Annotated in this window: 11 protein-coding genes and 2 pseudogenes; 3 read left to right on the top strand and 10 right to left on the bottom strand. The window is 67.0% G+C overall.

Features of this window, described 5'->3' with window-relative positions; all coding sequences use genetic code 11:
• Nucleotides 1-300: pseudogene (locus tag ACFQ9Z_RS36035) on the top strand (hypothetical protein); the annotation flags it as partial.
• 259 nt (nucleotides 301-559) lie between these two features.
• On the opposite strand, the pseudogene ACFQ9Z_RS36030 reads toward ACFQ9Z_RS36035, so the two are convergent.
• The 5 genes and pseudogenes from ACFQ9Z_RS36030 to ACFQ9Z_RS36010 all read right to left on the bottom strand — a co-directional run.
• Nucleotides 560-790, bottom strand: a pseudogene (locus ACFQ9Z_RS36030) (transposase); the annotation flags it as partial.
• 474 nt (nucleotides 791-1,264) lie between these two features.
• Nucleotides 1,265-1,654: an XRE family transcriptional regulator gene (locus tag ACFQ9Z_RS36025; protein ID WP_161202345.1), complete on the bottom strand. Its 390-nt coding sequence runs from the start codon at nucleotides 1,652-1,654 to the stop codon at nucleotides 1,265-1,267.
• 482 nt (nucleotides 1,655-2,136) lie between these two features.
• Nucleotides 2,137-2,817, bottom strand: coding sequence for an RES family NAD+ phosphorylase (locus ACFQ9Z_RS36020; protein ID WP_383030099.1), 681 nt, complete (start codon nucleotides 2,815-2,817; stop codon nucleotides 2,137-2,139).
• A gap of 280 nt (nucleotides 2,818-3,097) precedes the next feature.
• Nucleotides 3,098-5,395, bottom strand: coding sequence for a WD40 repeat domain-containing protein (locus tag ACFQ9Z_RS36015; RefSeq protein WP_383030097.1), 2,298 nt, complete (start codon nucleotides 5,393-5,395; stop codon nucleotides 3,098-3,100).
• A complete protein-coding gene (locus tag ACFQ9Z_RS36010) occupies nucleotides 5,392-7,542 on the bottom strand; it encodes an AAA family ATPase (RefSeq protein WP_383030092.1) in 2,151 nt (716 codons plus the stop codon). The genes ACFQ9Z_RS36015 and ACFQ9Z_RS36010 overlap by 4 nt, the downstream gene beginning before the upstream one ends.
• 18 nt (nucleotides 7,543-7,560) lie before the next feature.
• On the opposite strand from ACFQ9Z_RS36010, the gene ACFQ9Z_RS36005 reads away from it, so the two are divergent.
• Entirely contained in the window at nucleotides 7,561-9,048 is a 1,488-nt protein-coding gene (locus tag ACFQ9Z_RS36005) for a hypothetical protein (RefSeq protein ID WP_383030090.1), read from the top strand.
• A gap of 130 nt (nucleotides 9,049-9,178) precedes the next feature.
• The gene (locus ACFQ9Z_RS36000; protein WP_383030088.1) at nucleotides 9,179-10,045 is read left to right on the top strand and encodes a zinc-dependent alcohol dehydrogenase family protein; all 867 of its coding nucleotides are present in this window, start codon (nucleotides 9,179-9,181) and stop codon (nucleotides 10,043-10,045) included.
• A gap of 946 nt (nucleotides 10,046-10,991) precedes the next feature.
• On the opposite strand, the gene ACFQ9Z_RS35995 is transcribed toward ACFQ9Z_RS36000, so the two are convergent.
• The 5 genes from ACFQ9Z_RS35995 to ACFQ9Z_RS35975 form a co-directional block, all read right to left on the bottom strand.
• Complete coding sequence (locus tag ACFQ9Z_RS35995; protein ID WP_383030081.1) at nucleotides 10,992-11,348, bottom strand: hypothetical protein; 357 nt, start codon at nucleotides 11,346-11,348, stop codon at nucleotides 10,992-10,994.
• Between the two features lie 18 nt (nucleotides 11,349-11,366).
• Entirely contained in the window at nucleotides 11,367-11,876 is a 510-nt protein-coding gene (locus ACFQ9Z_RS35990; protein WP_383030106.1) for a hypothetical protein, read from the bottom strand.
• A gap of 295 nt (nucleotides 11,877-12,171) precedes the next feature.
• The gene (locus ACFQ9Z_RS35985; protein ID WP_383030078.1) at nucleotides 12,172-12,573 is read right to left on the bottom strand and encodes a DUF6009 family protein; all 402 of its coding nucleotides are present in this window, start codon (nucleotides 12,571-12,573) and stop codon (nucleotides 12,172-12,174) included.
• Nucleotides 12,570-14,090 (bottom strand): phage/plasmid primase, P4 family, encoded by a 1,521-nt coding sequence (locus ACFQ9Z_RS35980; RefSeq protein WP_383030075.1) that lies wholly within the window; start codon nucleotides 14,088-14,090, stop codon nucleotides 12,570-12,572. The genes ACFQ9Z_RS35985 and ACFQ9Z_RS35980 overlap by 4 nt, the downstream gene beginning before the upstream one ends.
• Entirely contained in the window at nucleotides 14,087-15,130 is a 1,044-nt protein-coding gene (locus ACFQ9Z_RS35975) for a bifunctional DNA primase/polymerase (RefSeq protein WP_383030072.1), read from the bottom strand. The genes ACFQ9Z_RS35980 and ACFQ9Z_RS35975 overlap by 4 nt, the downstream gene beginning before the upstream one ends.
• Nucleotides 15,131-16,245 lie beyond the last annotated feature (1,115 nt).

Raw genomic sequence — 16,245 nt, 5'->3', positions numbered from 1 at the left:
CACGGAATGCGGGTTTCCCGTTTTGCCGCCGCGCTGGGCGTCGCAGCCGCCGTCCTAGTGGGCGGTGCCACTGGCGCCAGCGCCGCAACCTTTGCGCCCTCGGCGGCATCTCATGCCACGCACGGCCGCTGGGGCCACGACCGTGACGACCGCTGGGGCCACGGCCGCTGGGGCCACGACCGGGACGACCGCTGGGGCCACGGCCGCTGGGGCCACGACCGGGACGACCGCTGGGGCCACGGCCGCTGGGGCCACGACCGTGACGACCGCTGGGGCCACGGCCGCTACGGTCACCGCTGACCGCCCCTGGGGTGCCCTTCCGCTGTTGGCAGGGGGCACCCCTTCGTTGCCAGGCGGCCTCATGCTCCTCACCCCACCACCTCCCATCCCGTCGGCGATCTAAGCTTGGCGTTTAACCTCGCTGGGCTTGGTTCTCCTTGATCGATTCGGCGCGTTTCACGGTCTTGCCGACGTCGTGGTGCCTGGCCCGTGTTTTTCGAGCCGCCGTCCGGGGCCTGGTCGGGACGGTTTTGGCTCGATTGCCGGGCGGGCTGCTGGGAAGGTAGGTGACGTCGTAACCGGAGTCCATCACAATCAGGCTGTCCGGATCGTCCGGTCTCCAGTGGCCTGCACTCGTCAACCGCCTGACGACGCCGTAGTGTTGGACGGCAGTGACGGTTGTCGCGTCGTCGGCCGGGTCCAGGCGGGCCGCGGCCCAGCGGGTGCGGCCGGACCCCAGGACCGCGACGAAAGAGTAGGGCCGGCCGGGCACCAGCTGGTCCGAGCTGCGGTCATCATCCACGGCGCCCTGCTGGAAATTACCGTCGAGGTCGTGCGCCGTAACCCGGCCGACTAGGGCAAGGGCATTGTCCCGCAGCCGAAACGGTGGGCGGTCGAGCAGGTCAACGGCACGTTGATGCTGCAACTGCGTCTGGCCCGCGAACCGACCATCGCCCCGACAACTCCGCCTCGTGCGTCTACTGGGCCTCCACCGCCGGGTTCCCCGGCTTCGCATGGTGGTTATCGAGCATGACGCCACCCACCGCAACACTGACCCGTTCCGCACGGGTGCCGGTCACCATCGGCCTGCGTCCGCGCCACTGAGACCAGTGGCACCTTCCCCCTGCCGCTGGTCTCTCCGCCCTCGGGCGCCGAGGGCCCGTGGGGTCATCGCTGACCTGGACCTCGATGTCGCCGGGTTCGCCGGGTGTAGCTGCTGGGCCGACCCTTCGTGCTGCGATAGGGCTGCCGTGTGCCGGGAAGGCTAGAGATCGCCCTGACGGTAGGAGCGTGCTGCGGCCATGACTTCCTTGAACTGGTCATTTGCGATGGCCTGTAGTGGTGAGGCGTCCTCCAGTTGAGGGTTCATGCCGATCATCCACGCACGGGCGACGTGTCGGTTCTCGCACTCTTCGATGTACCGGAAGACTTGGTAGGCCGTACGCAGTCGGAACTCAGAGTCGAAGCGTGGGGTGTTTTGGCCTCGGCACCATCTGCCGACCTGCTTGGGGTCTTCGACGCCGGCGACGTGGGCGACGGTGCGCTGGCTGAATTGCTCCTGCAGGAAGCGAGCGATCTCGGTGAGTTCCTGTTCGGCCGTGTCGCGGTGCGCGCGGGCATCGGCTTCGGCAGTGAGCTCTCGCTGAGTGGACATGGTCTCCTCGTTTCCCCACCGCTCTCGCTCGCGGGCGGTTGAGCGGGGGACTCGCCATCTGGGGCGTGAAGCTGTGTGTGGTGTGACCGCGGGCTGTTCAGCGGGCGCAGGCAGTGCCGCGTTGACTTGTGTCCGGGTCGCTGCCGTGGGCAGCACACCATCTGGGCCGTGAGGAGGCGTGAAGGTGCGGGGACGTGCTCTGTGCGACGTGCTCGTGCGACAGGCCGGGCCTGGCTAAGTGGCTTATCGATCTCATCAACATGGCTCCCCCTCTTCGGTGTTGGCAGCATGCTACCCGTTTAGCATGCCCTTACTCTACGGTTTTCCCCTTTTAAAACACCCCTAAATCCCCTTCGCCACGTCCCTCTCGAGCCCCTGACCAGCAGCAATGGTGATAGGGCGTCAGTTGCGTAAGTGTGACGTTGCAGACTAAGCGTGACCGGATCGGGCGATGGTACGTACGGCCAGTCGATGCAGTTGTCTCATCGCACGGTCAAGCCGTACTCGCGGGCCACCTCTTGCAGCTCTACTGCCTCGACCCGGATGTCGCGGCGTTCGACCTCCGTCAGTGGCGTGTCATGCAGGATGGACCAGCACTGCCGGCCTCCGTACCCCGACTGGTAGGCGATGCCCTGGAACAGCTGGTGGCCTGCATCGTTGCGCTGGGCGACAGCCCAAGCCGCGATCTGCCGGGCGATGCGTCTGTCTTTGCCGTGAATATGTTCATCGGTGAGAGAGCCAGCTACCCCCCACTTGCTGAGTTCGATCTCCAGTTCCGCTGCCAGCACCTTCCTGGTCTCATCCGAGTCGACGTCGAGGAAGCGGGCGTCGCGCGGGGGCATGAGGCGGACGAGAATGCGGGCATCGCGCCAGCTCGAGGGCACCTGTCCGATCCCCATGAGGTCCGAGTTGTGCTCGGCGTCACTCATGAGAGAGCGGATGAAGGGGTCAACTCGGAAGTGAGCCAATGCTTCAGCGAAGCATCCGGCAAGGTCGGTCGCGCAGTAGAGCATGCCGTAGGAGAAGAGGCTGAAGCGGCCGGCTGAGGATCCGCTGAAGGTTTCGGGCTCCACCTGGTTGTATCGGATGGGGTCGTGAGCCCAGCCGAGCCGCCATACGCCGGCCTCGGGCGCCGTGATGCAGGTAACGGCAGGCGTCGTCATCTCAGCTGCCTTCCTTCCCCAGCGGTCGAGCCAAGGAGCGGCCAGCCGTCCGTGCGGTGTAGTGGTGGTTCGAGGCCGCAGGAGGGCAGGGTCTGCGGGGGTAAGGCAACAGTCATGGCTCCTCGTTGGTGATCGGGTACAGGCTTGAGGCATACGGGCTTATGCCTATGGCATCAGGCGGAACATTTTCCTGGCATGCCGAGTGACGTGTCGACGTATCGCCCCATCAAGGGGGGCGCATCCATGGTGCGAGGAGGCACACTGCGGGCGCGCAGGCGGCTCAGATGCGGTCATGGTGCAACCGAAAGACTGTTGTGCCTGCTTCGCCCGTGGCCAGGAGCAGGGATGCGTCCGTGCTCTGACGGTCTCTGACGCTCTTGAGCGAGGTGATCGTCTCTCCCGTGAGGATTTGCAGCGGCCGCCTGTCGGCTGCCGGGTCCCACACGTGGATGCTGGTTCGGCCTGCGGCCGCGAAAAGTCGGCGGCCGGTTGGAAGGGCCAGTGCTGTCACAGCGGTCAGTTCCCCGTCGCCTGGACTGAGTTGGCCAACCTGGTGTGCTGTTTGCGCGTCCCAGAGTCTGAGTGTGCCGTTCTGGCCGGCACTGGCGACCAGCATGCGCCTGTCAGCTCCTATGCCGGTGCCGAAAGCGATGTCGTTGACGAAGAACTGGCCACATTTGATGGTGGGGCCGAGCTGCTGCAGCTGCCGGACGTCCCATACCCGCACAGCGCCGTCACTTCCGCCCGACGCCAGGTAGAGGCCGTGCCTGTTGCGGTGGGTAGCAAGGCACCGGACGCTGAAACGGTGATCGCGGAACTTGGCAAGCAACGTAGTACGGCGCAGGTCCCACACGCACACCGAACCATCGGCGCTGCCGCTTGCCAGGAGATCGGCATCCGTGTCGGCTAGCGGCACCATGGTCATGGCCGGCAGGTGATGCCCATGCAGCTCTGCGACCACGCCTGCCTGCGCGTCGCCTGGGTCGGTCAGGACGATGCGGGAGTCGTCCAGAGCTGCCGCCAGATGAGGGCGTCCCTGCAGCCGCGGCCAGGCTAGTGCGGTAGCCACGTGCCCCTTTAGCACGGTCCGTGGCTCGCTGGCTCGGTAGACGTCGCCGAGGCTGATCCGGGCGGCTCGTGCGGTAGCCAGGACAGGGGGCTGGCCCGAGGACAGGGCGCTGGCCGTGACGCGGTCCCAGCGCGCTGGGGCGGTCTGGAACGTCGCTTTGCTCAGCGGCCAGCTGCGGACCGTGCCGTCGGCTCCAGCGGTGACGAGTCGTGGCTGCCTGCGTCCCGCGATGCAGGTCAGCGCTGTAACGGGCGATGCACGCCCGGACAGGGGCATGCCGATGGCGTCGAGGTGGGGCAGGGCCCACAGGCACACGCCGCCGTCGGCCTTGGTGGACAGCAAGGCGGCCTCCGCGTCCAGTGCCGTGACCAGGAGAGACGTGATGGCTGATGGGCCCTGCTGAAGCGCTGTCTGCCTGGCTCGCCCCCCTTGCGTCGCGTCCCACAGGGACAGATGTCCCTGCTCGTCTGCCACGGCGTAATGGCCGGCAGTGGGGAGTGCCACGATGGACCGAACGCGGCCCGCGTGCCTGGACAGGGACCGTGTCCAGCGGCCATCGAAGCAGTACACCCGGTCGTGCTGGGCGAACAGGAGCCAGTCGCTGCGGCCGCCAGGTGCTGGCAGCGCACTTAGGAGGCAGGCGTCCTCTTCCAAGGTCGGTAGTGCGACGTCAACCGTGTGGAAGACAACGGGGTGCAGGGGGGCCAAATAGCCGTCACTGAAGGCTGCCAGAAGGACCGCAGTGTGGTCGGTGGGCCGGTAGAGGGCCAGAGAGCTGACCCAGGTGCCTGGTCGCCGTGGGACGGCCCGCAGGATCACCTGGCCCTGGATCGCGTCGACGATGGCAACCGAGCCGTCGTTGCTTCCTGTCGCCACCATGCGGTCACCGGGCAGTGCGAGGACTTGGATGATTTTCCCGTCGTGGACGTGCAGCGGTGCGTACGCCGTGTTGCCGTCGTGGTGCAGGGCGTGCAAGAGCCCTCGTTCGTCTCCCACGATGACCAGGGGCTGTTTGCCGGATTCACCTCGCACCGCGGCGAGGGCGCTCACCGGGGAGCCATTGACCAGCCATACGTTGTCTGGTGTGGTGCCATCGCTCCATACCGGTGTCACGGGTGACTGATTGAAGGCGTCCGGGCCCGTCGAGGCCTCTTGTGAAGGTGTCGCCTTGTGGTGGGCCAGGCGCAGACTGCTCGCGCGGGAGCGGGGATCGACGTTGCGGGCATACGGCTCGAGCAGAGCCCAGGCCTGTAGCCAGCGGCTGCCTGGTCCTTGATCGCCGGTCGCGGCCAGCAGCCGCCGCACTCTGAGGCTCGACTCCCAGGGCAGGAGAGCCGGCGGCACGTGCTCGTCGTCCAGGACCTGGCCGTGGGCAGCGTGCTCGGCCAGGTGCCGACGCAGGTAGGGATGCGGTGGGATGCTGGGATCGTCGGGTACGAGCTCAGCCAGTGCCGTGGCGATCTGGCGGTGGATCTCCGCGTGACGGTCATGCTGCAGCGGCTCGTTCACGTCTCGCTCCCGCCGTCCGGCTGATCGTCGTCGGTCAGGTCGTCATCGGCATTCATCAGCACATCGGTCAAGGCTTCGTGAGCCGGCCGGTACACGACTCGAGCGTCCTCGTGGTCGTGAGCCAAATAGCCGCTCAGCCGCCCGGCCAGGAGCTTCTTGATCAATACGTCCCACTCCTCCCGCCCCAGCTTGCGGCGCAGGAAGACGCCGGCCATCTGCGGCCAAATGTCCGACCACGGAACGCCTGCTCCCTGGGCGAACGCGGCAGCACGCAGTAGTGACAGGGCCACGTCGCGGGGAATGCCGTCTTCGTCCTTTTCCACCAGGCGCAGATCCTGAACGAGCAACCCGCGGATCCCCTGTCTGAGCTTTTGCACCCACTGAGCATCCACGGCCAAGGAGGCGGGGTCGTCGGCCTGACGCAGCTGCTCCCCCGCCAGCCTGGCATCGATGAAAGAAGGAGCAAGCACCGGGGCAACGTCGGCGGCAATCGTCCGGGCGCTCTCCTGATGACCTCCGGCGCAGATCAAGGCATACAGGTACTCCTCGATGTCTGCTGCCGTGTCCTCGCTGTCGGTACGCTCCACCGCAGCGGTGGGAAAGACCTGCCGCAGCTCATTGAGCAGACCGTGATCGTCATCGACGGTCCGGCCCTCGGAGACAAGAGGGGGGCGAGTGGATCGGATACCGATCAGCAACCTCACCGCCGGTTCCGTCACAGCGGGATCGTCTTCCCGCCGCTGTCCGGGTACCGCAGCGGCTGGCTGGCAGAACTCACTCAGCGAACCCAGTACGTCATGGACAATCCGCTGCCGCTCCAGAGCCTCGTCCAAACCATCGATCACCAAGGTGATCGGGCGTCCCGCGGCTCGCACGAAGTCGACCACCTGGCCCTTCCATCGCACCACCTGATCCTCAGCGGGGCCCACCTTCTCGGGCCGAACGCCTAACTCCCTCAGGAGGTCCCCCGCCACTTGGGCGGCATTACGGCGATGGGCCAGCACCGCTGCTGTCACGGCGCCTTCCGGGGGGATCGCCTCCGGGTCCGTGAGCTCCACAGCAGCCTTGAACAAGGGGTCGGCGCGAAACCGGGAGTCACTCAGCACAACGGCGCGTGCCACCACGGCCGACTTCCCGCTGCCGGCGCTGCCCGTGACCAGTAGCACCCCACGCTTGTGCTGCGGGCTCAGGAACTCGGCCACCTTGCGGTTCAGCACCTTGCGGCCCCGGAAGTACCAGCCGTCGTCACTCTCTTGGGTGCGCCCGGTCGCACGGTCAAGCCAGTAGTGCTCAGCCGTCGTCGCCTGCCGCTCCCCCGGTCCCAGCAGCTCCTTGGCCTGTCGGTAGCCCGGATTGGGCAGGCACGGGCTGGGCGCTTCGTAGCCACTGCCATCGACGAGCCGCCTCAGCCGATGCAGCTTGCGATCATGGGTACGCAGCGCCCGTTCGTACTCCGCCATGAACTCGGCCACGCTCAAGTACTCGGTGGTGATGCCGGCCGACGTCCGCAACCGGTTGTAGACGGTACGCAGGACTGTGGGGAAGCGACGTACCTGCACGGTCTGGTTGTGGTCACAGGTGACCAGCACGTCCAGCTGGCATTGCTGCCAGCGCTCCGGGCCGATGTCTTTGACCAGATCGGTGAGTTCCCGATCCAGTTTGCCGGCGTAACAGGCGTTGACGATCACCAGAACGTTCTTCACGTGCGAATCCAGTGCAGCCGCGATGATGTCACTCGTCCGCACCGCTGTCGCCAAGTGGCGCCGCTGCACCGACTGCGGCAACTTCAAGAAGTGGGAGCCGGAGGGGCCGGCGATGCCGTGGCCGGTGATGAACAGAACCAGGGCGAGTCCCCGCATCTCTCGCACGCCCTCATCACGCAGCAGGGCCTCGATATCGTCGCGGGAGGTCAGCTCCCGCGGGGGAACCTGACGGAACTCGGGCAGTAGACCTCCGTCTCCCCACCACTGCGCCACGACTTCGAGTTGCTCGTCGATTCCTTCGGCGAACTCTTCGGCCTCGTCGTCGTCCACGTCATCGTAGTCGCGGACTGCGACGGTCAGCAGAGTCCGCCGCTGGTCTAAGTCCTCAACGTCCGCCCCGGCTAAAGCGATTTCCCCGTTAACGCCGCCCCCCATGTGCCGCATGTCACTAGTGTGACAGGCATGACGCACCAGTCGCATGGGTACAGCCATAATCCATCTCCTGGGATCGAAGCCGAGACCCTCCCCGACATCACACACGACGCCGTCGTCGTCGTCCCCGGCATCATGGGCAGTGAACTCCGCGACACCACCACTAACAAGGTGATCTGGGGCTTATCAAACGCCCGCTGGCTCAGGAGGGCCTGGTTCTCCCGAACCGGCCTCGCCCCCCTCCAACTCACTCCCAACGAACTGGCAGGCGACTACGGCCGCATCACCGCCCCACGGCTGCTAACCACCCCCGCCTGGAGCCCCTTCTTCAACGGCTTCGAGCCGTACCACGGCCTCCTCAACACCATCAAATCCGTCGTCGCGCACCCGGACGCCATCCTCACCTTCCCCTACGACTGGCGTCTTCCCGTCTCCGCCCACGCCCGAGCTCTCGCCAAGGCCGCCCGAGACCACCTCACCCGCTGGCGCAACCACGACGCACACACCGCCGCCCGCCCCGCCGCAGTCGACCAGCGCGAAGCACGCCTCGTCTTCATCGCACACTCCATGGGCGGTCTCCTCACCCATGCAGCCCTCACCCTCGGCGGCGACAGCGACCTCGCCACAGACACCCGCGGCGTCATGACCCTCGGCACGCCCTACGACGGATCCGTCGTCGCCGCCAACATCCTCAACGCCATACAGGGCGCACCCATCCCCCTCCCCCACAACCGCCTGGCCACCGCGGCAGCCACCATGCCCGGTGTCCACGACCTCCTCCCCCGCTTTCTCTGCCTCGAGGACGGCCCGAACGTCCGCCGCCCCACCCCGTCGGACATCTCCGACCTCGGTGGCGACAAAGACCTCTTCCTGGCCTCACAAACGTTCTTCGACACGCTCACCGAGCAACCCCTGCCCCGGCTACGCCCCGTCGCAGGCATCGGCCAGGACACCGTGCAGTCCTTCCAGCTCACCGCCGGCGTCGTCTACGCCTCCGAACACACCTTCCGCACCGACAACGACGGCGAACTCAAGCGCGACCTTCACGGCAGGCCGCTGCGCTATTCCGGCAAGGGCGACGGAACGGTCCACCGCAAGTCGGCCTCCCCCGTCCGCAGAGCTATCCCCGTCTACGCTCAACACGGCGCCCTTGCCAGCGGAAAGCAGGCCCGGCGAACCGTCGCGGACTTCCTCGTCGAAGACGACCACCTCGGCCTCGACCAAGCCGACGGCGGCCTGGGCCTCAACCTTCCCGACCTCGTCCATCCGACGACACCGTGGGATCTGACCGTCACCGGCACAGACGATCCCGCAGGCCTCACCTGCACCATCGAAGCCCTCGAGGGCGACTACACAAAGCCGGCGCGCCTCCAGGCCGACGGCGACAGCCACCTAAGGGCACGGATCACTGTCCCTGACGACGGCCTGTACCGCGTCACCCTCACCTCCCCCCACAGCCCCGAACTCACCCAACTGGTCTTCGCCGGCCCCGACACCCTCGACCCCCTGGACGAGTGATCCATCGGCTACCGCAGATGGCCGCCACGCGCCACGCCCGCTGCAGCGCTGGCACCCCAGTCAGTGCGGAACTGGAGCACCAATCCCCAATAGACATCCTCGCCCACCTAAAGGAGGGCGAGGATGTCAAATGGAGTGCGTGGGCCGTGTCGCGGACCTGGGCCCGCGAATCGAAGGGCTGAAGGTCGGTGAGCGCGTGGTGGTCGCCGTGATCCCGGCCGTACCCGGGCCCCCGGTGGCAGGCACCTGGCAGGAGTACCTCGTCGCCGACTCACACAGGCTGCTGCCGGTCCCCGACCATCTGAGTGACTCCAGCGCCTGCCAACTCGCCGTCAATCCATTGACCGCGCTGCTCCTCGTCACGCGCGAACTCGACGTGCAGCCGGGCGAATGGCTGTTGCAGCCCGCCGCGGGCTCCACCGTCGGCCGGCTCCTGATCCAGCTGTCCCGGCATCTGGGGATTCGTACGATCAATGTCGTGCGCCGACGTGCTGCTGTCGAGGAGATCACAGCGCTCGGTGGAGACGAGGTCATCTGCACCGAGGACGAGGACCTGGTGCAGCGCGTCGCTGAGATCGCGGGACCGGCTGGCATGCGGAAGGCCATCGACTGTGTCGCAGGCCCCGCCGGCGCCCAAGTGTCCCAGGCACTGGCTCCGCGTGGAGAGCTGGTGGTGTACGGCGCGCTCTCCACCCACCGGCAGACCGACCCGGCGGCGCTGACGATCCCGCTCCAGGCCCGCTCGGTCATCTACGAGACCAAAACAGTCCGTGGGTTCTGGCTGAACCGCTGGCTCGGCAGCGTCACGCCGCAGGAAACACTGCACGCGCTGGCCCAGGTGCGCGGTCTCGTCGTCGATGGGGTGCTGAGCATTCCGCAGGGCCGGCCGTTCCCGCTCGAAGCCTTCGCGGAAGCCGTCGCGCTCGCCGAAGCACCCGCACACGGCACCAAGCCGCTGTTCGTCTTCGACGAAAGGCGGGACGAAGGTGACGGGTAAGAAGCCGCCCTGCTGGTGCGATGGCGGTGCGGCCACCGCATGCCGGCCGCCAGATGAAGCCTCTGTTGTTCAAGCGGGCCAGCCCCTGCGCCAGTGTTGGGACGTGCGGACAGCTCCCCCGTCACCGGCCGCGACGCTCGCATAGCCCACCGGGCCGGGCCTGTCGCTGCTGACCGCCGAGCTGCGACCGCCATGGCTTCCCCAGCGCGGGACTGGCCCGATGCGGCGCCCCTTTCTGCGAGTGCCGACTCGACCTCCGCACGGGTGCGCACTTCCACGGGCTGCGGCTCGTCGCCGCTGCCCGCGCTTGAGATCACGGCCCGCTCCCTCCCACGTGTCCGACGACCCAAACGGAACCGGCGCCCGCGGCCCGTAGAAGGGGGGCAGCTTCCGCCCAGAGCGCCGGCACGTCGCTGCCCTGCCCGCACGGGAACGGCTTGTATCCGCATTCGATTCAAGGCGCGGCAGTCGTTGTCGCCGTCGCGCAGCGGGCGGCGCCGAGAACCGCCGAGGGCGGTAACGAGAGGGTGTGAGCGACCTCCCTCAGCTCATCGACGGTTGGGCGGACAGGGCCGTGGGCACCGTCTTGCGTGAACGCCCTGATCCGGGGGGTGCGAATGCCGGTCCGCTCGGCGATGCACTGCGCCGTCAGGCGCCGCTCGTGCATTGCTTCCTGAATCATTCGTGCGAGGGCGTCCATATGCGTCTCCGATCGGCCACTCGATCATTCAAGACGTCCCCAGTGAGCGATGCCACCACGGGAGCTGTGTCGTCCGTCTACCCTCCGACCCGACGAAAACGCGGCCGTCACCCGTACGGCCGATGTGGCAGGGTCGAGGTGCCGCTGGTACTCCAGCAGCGGTTCGCTATCTTGCCTGGTCATAGGCATCGTCGGGAGTGTAGTTGGCTGCTGGCATGTCAGGGGCGGTCTTGCCGGACCGCCCCTTCAACGAATGACATCGAGAACTGCCTGTGCGGTGATGAGGGCAGTCTCGCCGCGTGATCGACGACCTTGCCGACGCAAGAGGCTGGAACGGGTGGCGCTGGTGTCGGCGGTCCTGTACGCGGCGAGGCGCAGCGCGGTCTGCGGGTCGCGCTCGCGCATGGTGTCGGCCTGCGCGGCCTGTTGCTCGGCGACGGCGACGCTCTCGCGGGCTTCGGCGTCGCGCTGGGCGCGGCCGGCTCGCACCGCGAGGAAGGAGGCGAGGACGGCGAGCATGGCCACGACCGCCCCGACGCCGGTGCGGATCCGGCGGGTGCGGCGCTCGGCCGGGTCGCTGGCGGCGAGGAAGTCCAGATCCACGGGCCGGAGTCGGGGCCCTCACTCCTGAGTTCCTGCCGTGCCGTCGCCAGCTGGTCGCGGCGGTACGGGATGCTCTTCTCGCGGTCTGCCTCCGCCTAGTCGGCCGCGTCGCCCACCCGGCGTAGGACGAGCGGCCGCCCCCGGTCGTCGCGGATCCAGTCGCGCGGCTGGGGCCAGTCGTGGAGCAGCGAGTCGTGGTACAGCTGGGCCTCGTCCCGGTCGAGGACGACCCGGGCGGGCGTCGGCGAGCCGATCGAGCAGCTCGCGGTCCTCCCGCTCGGCTTGGCCCGCCGCCTTCGGGACCGGGAGGCGGCGGGCGGCCCGGCCCTCGGTGTCGACCAACGTCGCCTTGGGCAGCAGGAGTTCGGGCAGCCGTTCGGCGGCCCGCTGGGTCCAGCGCGTCGTGCAGTTCGTCGGCGACCGGGTGACCGAGCCGCGGATCTGGCCGGCAGCCTCGTACCCGGCGAAGGTGAGCTGGGTGCTGCGGCGCCGGGCATCGCCACCTTCACGCTCGGACACGAGGAGCATCTCGACGACGTCATCGCCGGCTATGGCACCGACATCGACGTCAGCGTGATGCACGTGTGGTGGTCGCTGCGGAGCCTGCTGATAGTTCGCTGGCTGATCGAGCCCGGCTTCGACCCCTTCGCGACGTGCTGAAATCACGGATGTGGGATGGCGCGGGCACGCCTGCCACGTATGCGTTCTGGCGCCTCGAGCGGCGGACCCTCCCGCTTTCGAGCGTAACGCGCGCAAGCAGCGCAACACAGTCGAGCGGTGCGTCAACCGCCTCGAGCAAGGGTGTGGAACTACTCGCGACGGCTCACAGTGGCAGCGTTATGCCGAGCTCGCGCATGGCATTTGAGGGCGGACCACCCTCGGAGCGTTCAGTTTTGTAACCTTTCACTTGCGGTTCGAGGGTGCGGGGGTCAACTGCCTCGGCCGGCGCGCTCTTGGCGTAGAGCCCATCAGGTTCGCTGTCCCTGTCATGAGGCAGGAGCCAGAAGACTCGACGGCGGAAAGTACCTGAGGCACGGGAAGGTTTCGCCGTGGTGCCGAGGAGGGCATAGCCGATCATGCGGCCGTCGCGGTGGTAGGCCGGCTTGCCCTTGCGGGTGGGCAATCGGTCCAGGCTCTGCCGTACGTAGTCGAGCTGGTCGATGTCCTCCAGCCATACCAGTTCGGTCTCGTGGCTGATCTCGTCCGCGCTGATCAGGGAGCTCATGCGCCGGTGTCCCTCTCGTCGTCGGTGAGCAGTCCGATGCCCGGGTAGTGCTTGCGTTGGTTGGAAAGGATCATTTCTTTGGGCGAGGCCAGCCCGACCAGTTCCCGGGTGCGGGAGGCGAAGGCTCGGGATGACATCGCCGGTGCGCCTTCATTGTGGCACCACGTCTTGTAGGCGGCGTAGAGAGCGGTCTGCTCGGCGCGCAGGTCAGGGGCGACACGGCAGCGTTCTTCGTAAAAGCGGCCGGTGTGGTCTTCGGTTTCGGCGTAGGCGGTGGTGGCAATGCGCACGCGCTCGGGACCGGTCAGGTCGCGCTCGCCTGCAAGGTAGCGGCGGGCGCCGTCGATGAGCCAGCCGAGGATGCCTGGGCCTTCCTCTGTGACGAGGATGTCGGCCAGGTTGTCGATTTTCCGGCTGTCGGGGACAACGCGTTCGAAGGGGATGAGGCGCATGCGGCGCCAGAACGCGAAGCCGCCGGTGCCCACCTCGGGTCGGTGGTTGCCCAGCAGCCAGAGCTTGTGGGTGGGCTCGAAGCTGAAGAAGTCCTGGCGCATGCGGCGGGCCTTGATGCGTTCGCCGCCTGTCAGGAGTTTGACGCGGGCCTCGTCGAACTTGTCGCCTGGCTTGACCTCGGAGCAGACGATGACGCGTCGGCCGTGGAGTTCGGCGAGATCGGTGGGGTGGCCTTCGTACGGTTTGGCCATGAGGAAGCCGGGCGGTGCGGCGTCCGCGTAGTCGCCGAGGACTTTCATCAGAACATCCATCAGCACGGACTTGCCGTTCTTGCCCGCGCCGAAGAGGAAGGGCAGGACCTGGCCGCCCACGTCGCCGGTGATCGAGTACCCGAGTAGGAGGTGCAGGTAGCCGATCATTTCTTGGGCTTCGGTGTCCTCACCGAAGGTGTCGGCTAGGAAGCGATCCCAGCGGGGGGTTGGCATGGGCTGGGGGCCGACTGTGGTGGAGCGGGAGTGGAAGTCCTTATTCGGGTCTGGGGTCTTCAGTAGGCCGGTACGTAGGTCGACGATGCCGTTGGGGGTACACAGGGCGTAGGGATCGGCGTCCAGGCGGGAGGCGTTGAGGACCATGCCGGGGGCGGACCTGGCTTGGGTGAGCATGGCGTTGATGCCGGTGGTGGAGAGGGCTCGGCGGCGGTGCTGTTGGAGCGAGGTGGTGGTGTAGATGCCGCGGGGGTCGTGGGTGGCGATGTTTTCGGCGAGGTCGCCGGCCGCCCACAGGACGGTGTCGTCCTCGTCGATCTGCCAGCGGGTGGTGTCCCACCGGTACCAGCCGATGCCGGGTACGTGCCGGTAGTCGTTGGAGTAGAGCCTGACGAACAGTTTGGCGTTGCCGCGGTCGGTCAGGGTGTCGGGCAGCAGTCCGTCGGGGGTTGCTTCACCCGCGGAGCGCATGGGGGTGGCCTGTGCGGGCAGCGGGACGGTTCGACTCTGGTCGCGGATTTGAGCGGCGACCGCTTGGGGGTCGAAGTCAAAGAGGGCTTCTGGGCGCGGCGAGGTCACGGGCGCCTTCCAGTGGCCTGCAGGGGCTTTTTGAGACCTGCGGCGAGTCCGCTGTTGATGATCTGCGCGATGCGCTTGTCCTGGCCTGGGCGGGCTGCGGCTGCGGTACGGGTGAGGGCTTCTTCGGCCTCTTCCTGTGTTAGACGGCCGGCAGCAATGAGCCCTCCGAGGGTGTATGCGGCACGGTTCAGAGTGTCGGAGAAGCCGGCGCCTTCCGTAACGTAGCCGCAGGCCTCTACGGGGGCGAGAACGGAGGCGAGGGTGTGCTGGACGTGGCTACGGCGGCCGCCGGCGGCGAGGACGGCCTGTTGGGCACGTGGCGGGACGGGACGCGGTGCGGGGACGTTGGGTGCGGGCAGGTGCCCCGTTCGGGCGAGCTCTTGAGCGAGCCAGAGAGGGAGGGCTGCTGGTTCACGGGTGTCGCCGACAGGGGTGTAGGTGCCGTGTTGGGTGCTGGTGCCCGGGGCGATGATGTAGCTGCCGTGAGCGCGGATGTCGACTTGCCATGCGAGGGCGCGACCGCGGCTGGATCCGACGGAAGAAAGCCAGTGACGGTTGTCAGTGGCCCGGTACCAGACGTGGAGTCCACCGGAGGGCGTTTGGACACGCAGGGTGGTGGAGTCATCCGCTGGACTGGGTTGTCCGCGTAGGGCAGCGAGGATGGCGAGGGTGTGGAAGCCGTTGGCCAGGCCTGTGAGGTCTACGTGGTCCCCAATTCGGATACCTGGCAGGATCCGGTCTCGGGCAGGGGTTTCAGCAGGATGGGCGTCGATGTCCAGGACGACCAAGCCAGCGGGGCCGCAGGAGACGCCGATGCCGAATTCCGGGTGAGCTGCCCACCAATGCTGGATGCGTTCCTGGTTGAGGGTGGCCGCGTGGAAGCCGTGGCACCAACCGGTGCCTGCACGCAGGCATGGGCAGCTGACGGGCGAGTGGGGGCTTGAACGGCAGTTCCTGCAGTTGGCGGCCGGTGTCTTCCGGCCGGCCGCAAGGGGGTGCACTGGCCAACCGCGGCGCGCACACCACTGCGCGGTCTTCATTGCCCGAGCAGCGACTGAAAGCTCAGGGGCAAGGTGCCCTGAGTCGCTGCTGTGAAACTGCAGCTCAGCAGGCATGAGGACCCCTTAACAGCGACCGAAGCGACTCAACGACAGGCACAGACTAGCGAACGGCTCGATGTGGTCGTGGCGCACCTGCGGAACAGCGCAGCGATGCTGTCGGTGTTGATGACGTGCTTGTCTGGGCACGCCAGCGACTGGGAGCGCATGACAGCTACCGGGCTGCTTCAAGTCGCCGCCTACCTTCTCGGATAGAACACCAGGTCAGAGCCGTGCAGTGGACTGATCAGCGACTGAAGCGACTGAAGTCTTCTATATATGACGCACACGTGCACTGGTGGGGTAGCGGGTATATAGCGCAGTTCGGTCGCTTCAGTCGCTGATCCACGTCGGCGACAGCTCTGACCTCGGGTTTTCTTCGTTGACGGGCCAGCGACTCAAAGGTTGGCCGGTCGCTGGTGTTTCAGTCGCCCGCTGCCGGCTTGATGAGCGACTGAAGCGACTGGACGCCCGGCATGTCGACAGGAGCGTCGGTCGCGGCAGTTCCTTTCCCCCACGTACTGGGCAAGAGAGCCCTGCCCCCTCCTGACCTCGACGCATCGTTTCGTCAGCATGTGCAGGCTTGCAACCGTCGCCACCGACGACTGATCAAGCTCGAACGTAACGCCCTACTGCCGAGACAGTCGCTGCCGCAGACCGAGGGCAGCGACCGAAGCGACTGAAGCGACTGAAGCCAGATGGCAGCGTCTACATAGTGGAAGAGCACCCACAAGGAGCGGCGGCTCGCCCGCCATCTTCTGGCCTATCCAAGCCAAACGCGACGCGTTTGATGCATCGATGCTCAGCTCACTGGCTCTTCTCCGCGATCCAGTTGGTGACGCTGACAGCGCTGGCCGACTGCCGGACACCCGAGTCCTGGTCTGCCTCGAGCCGGTTGGAGGTGACGGACGGCGCGATCAGCGTCCGCTCGTCTCCGAGGCCGTTGCCGTAGCCCCCTTTCGGCCGCCAACCAGACTAACTGATCATTTCAGATGATTTGGGTTCAGAGGCTTGGTGAGACGGCGCGTATTCAGGACCTGCCACCATCGGCGCCGTGC

The sequence above is a fragment of the Streptomyces sp. NPDC056580 genome (assembly GCF_042793175.1).
Classification (GTDB): Bacteria; Actinomycetota; Actinomycetes; order Streptomycetales; family Streptomycetaceae; genus Streptomyces.
Note: the sequence above shows the minus strand (reverse complement) of the source record. Positions and strands in the feature narration are given on the sequence as shown.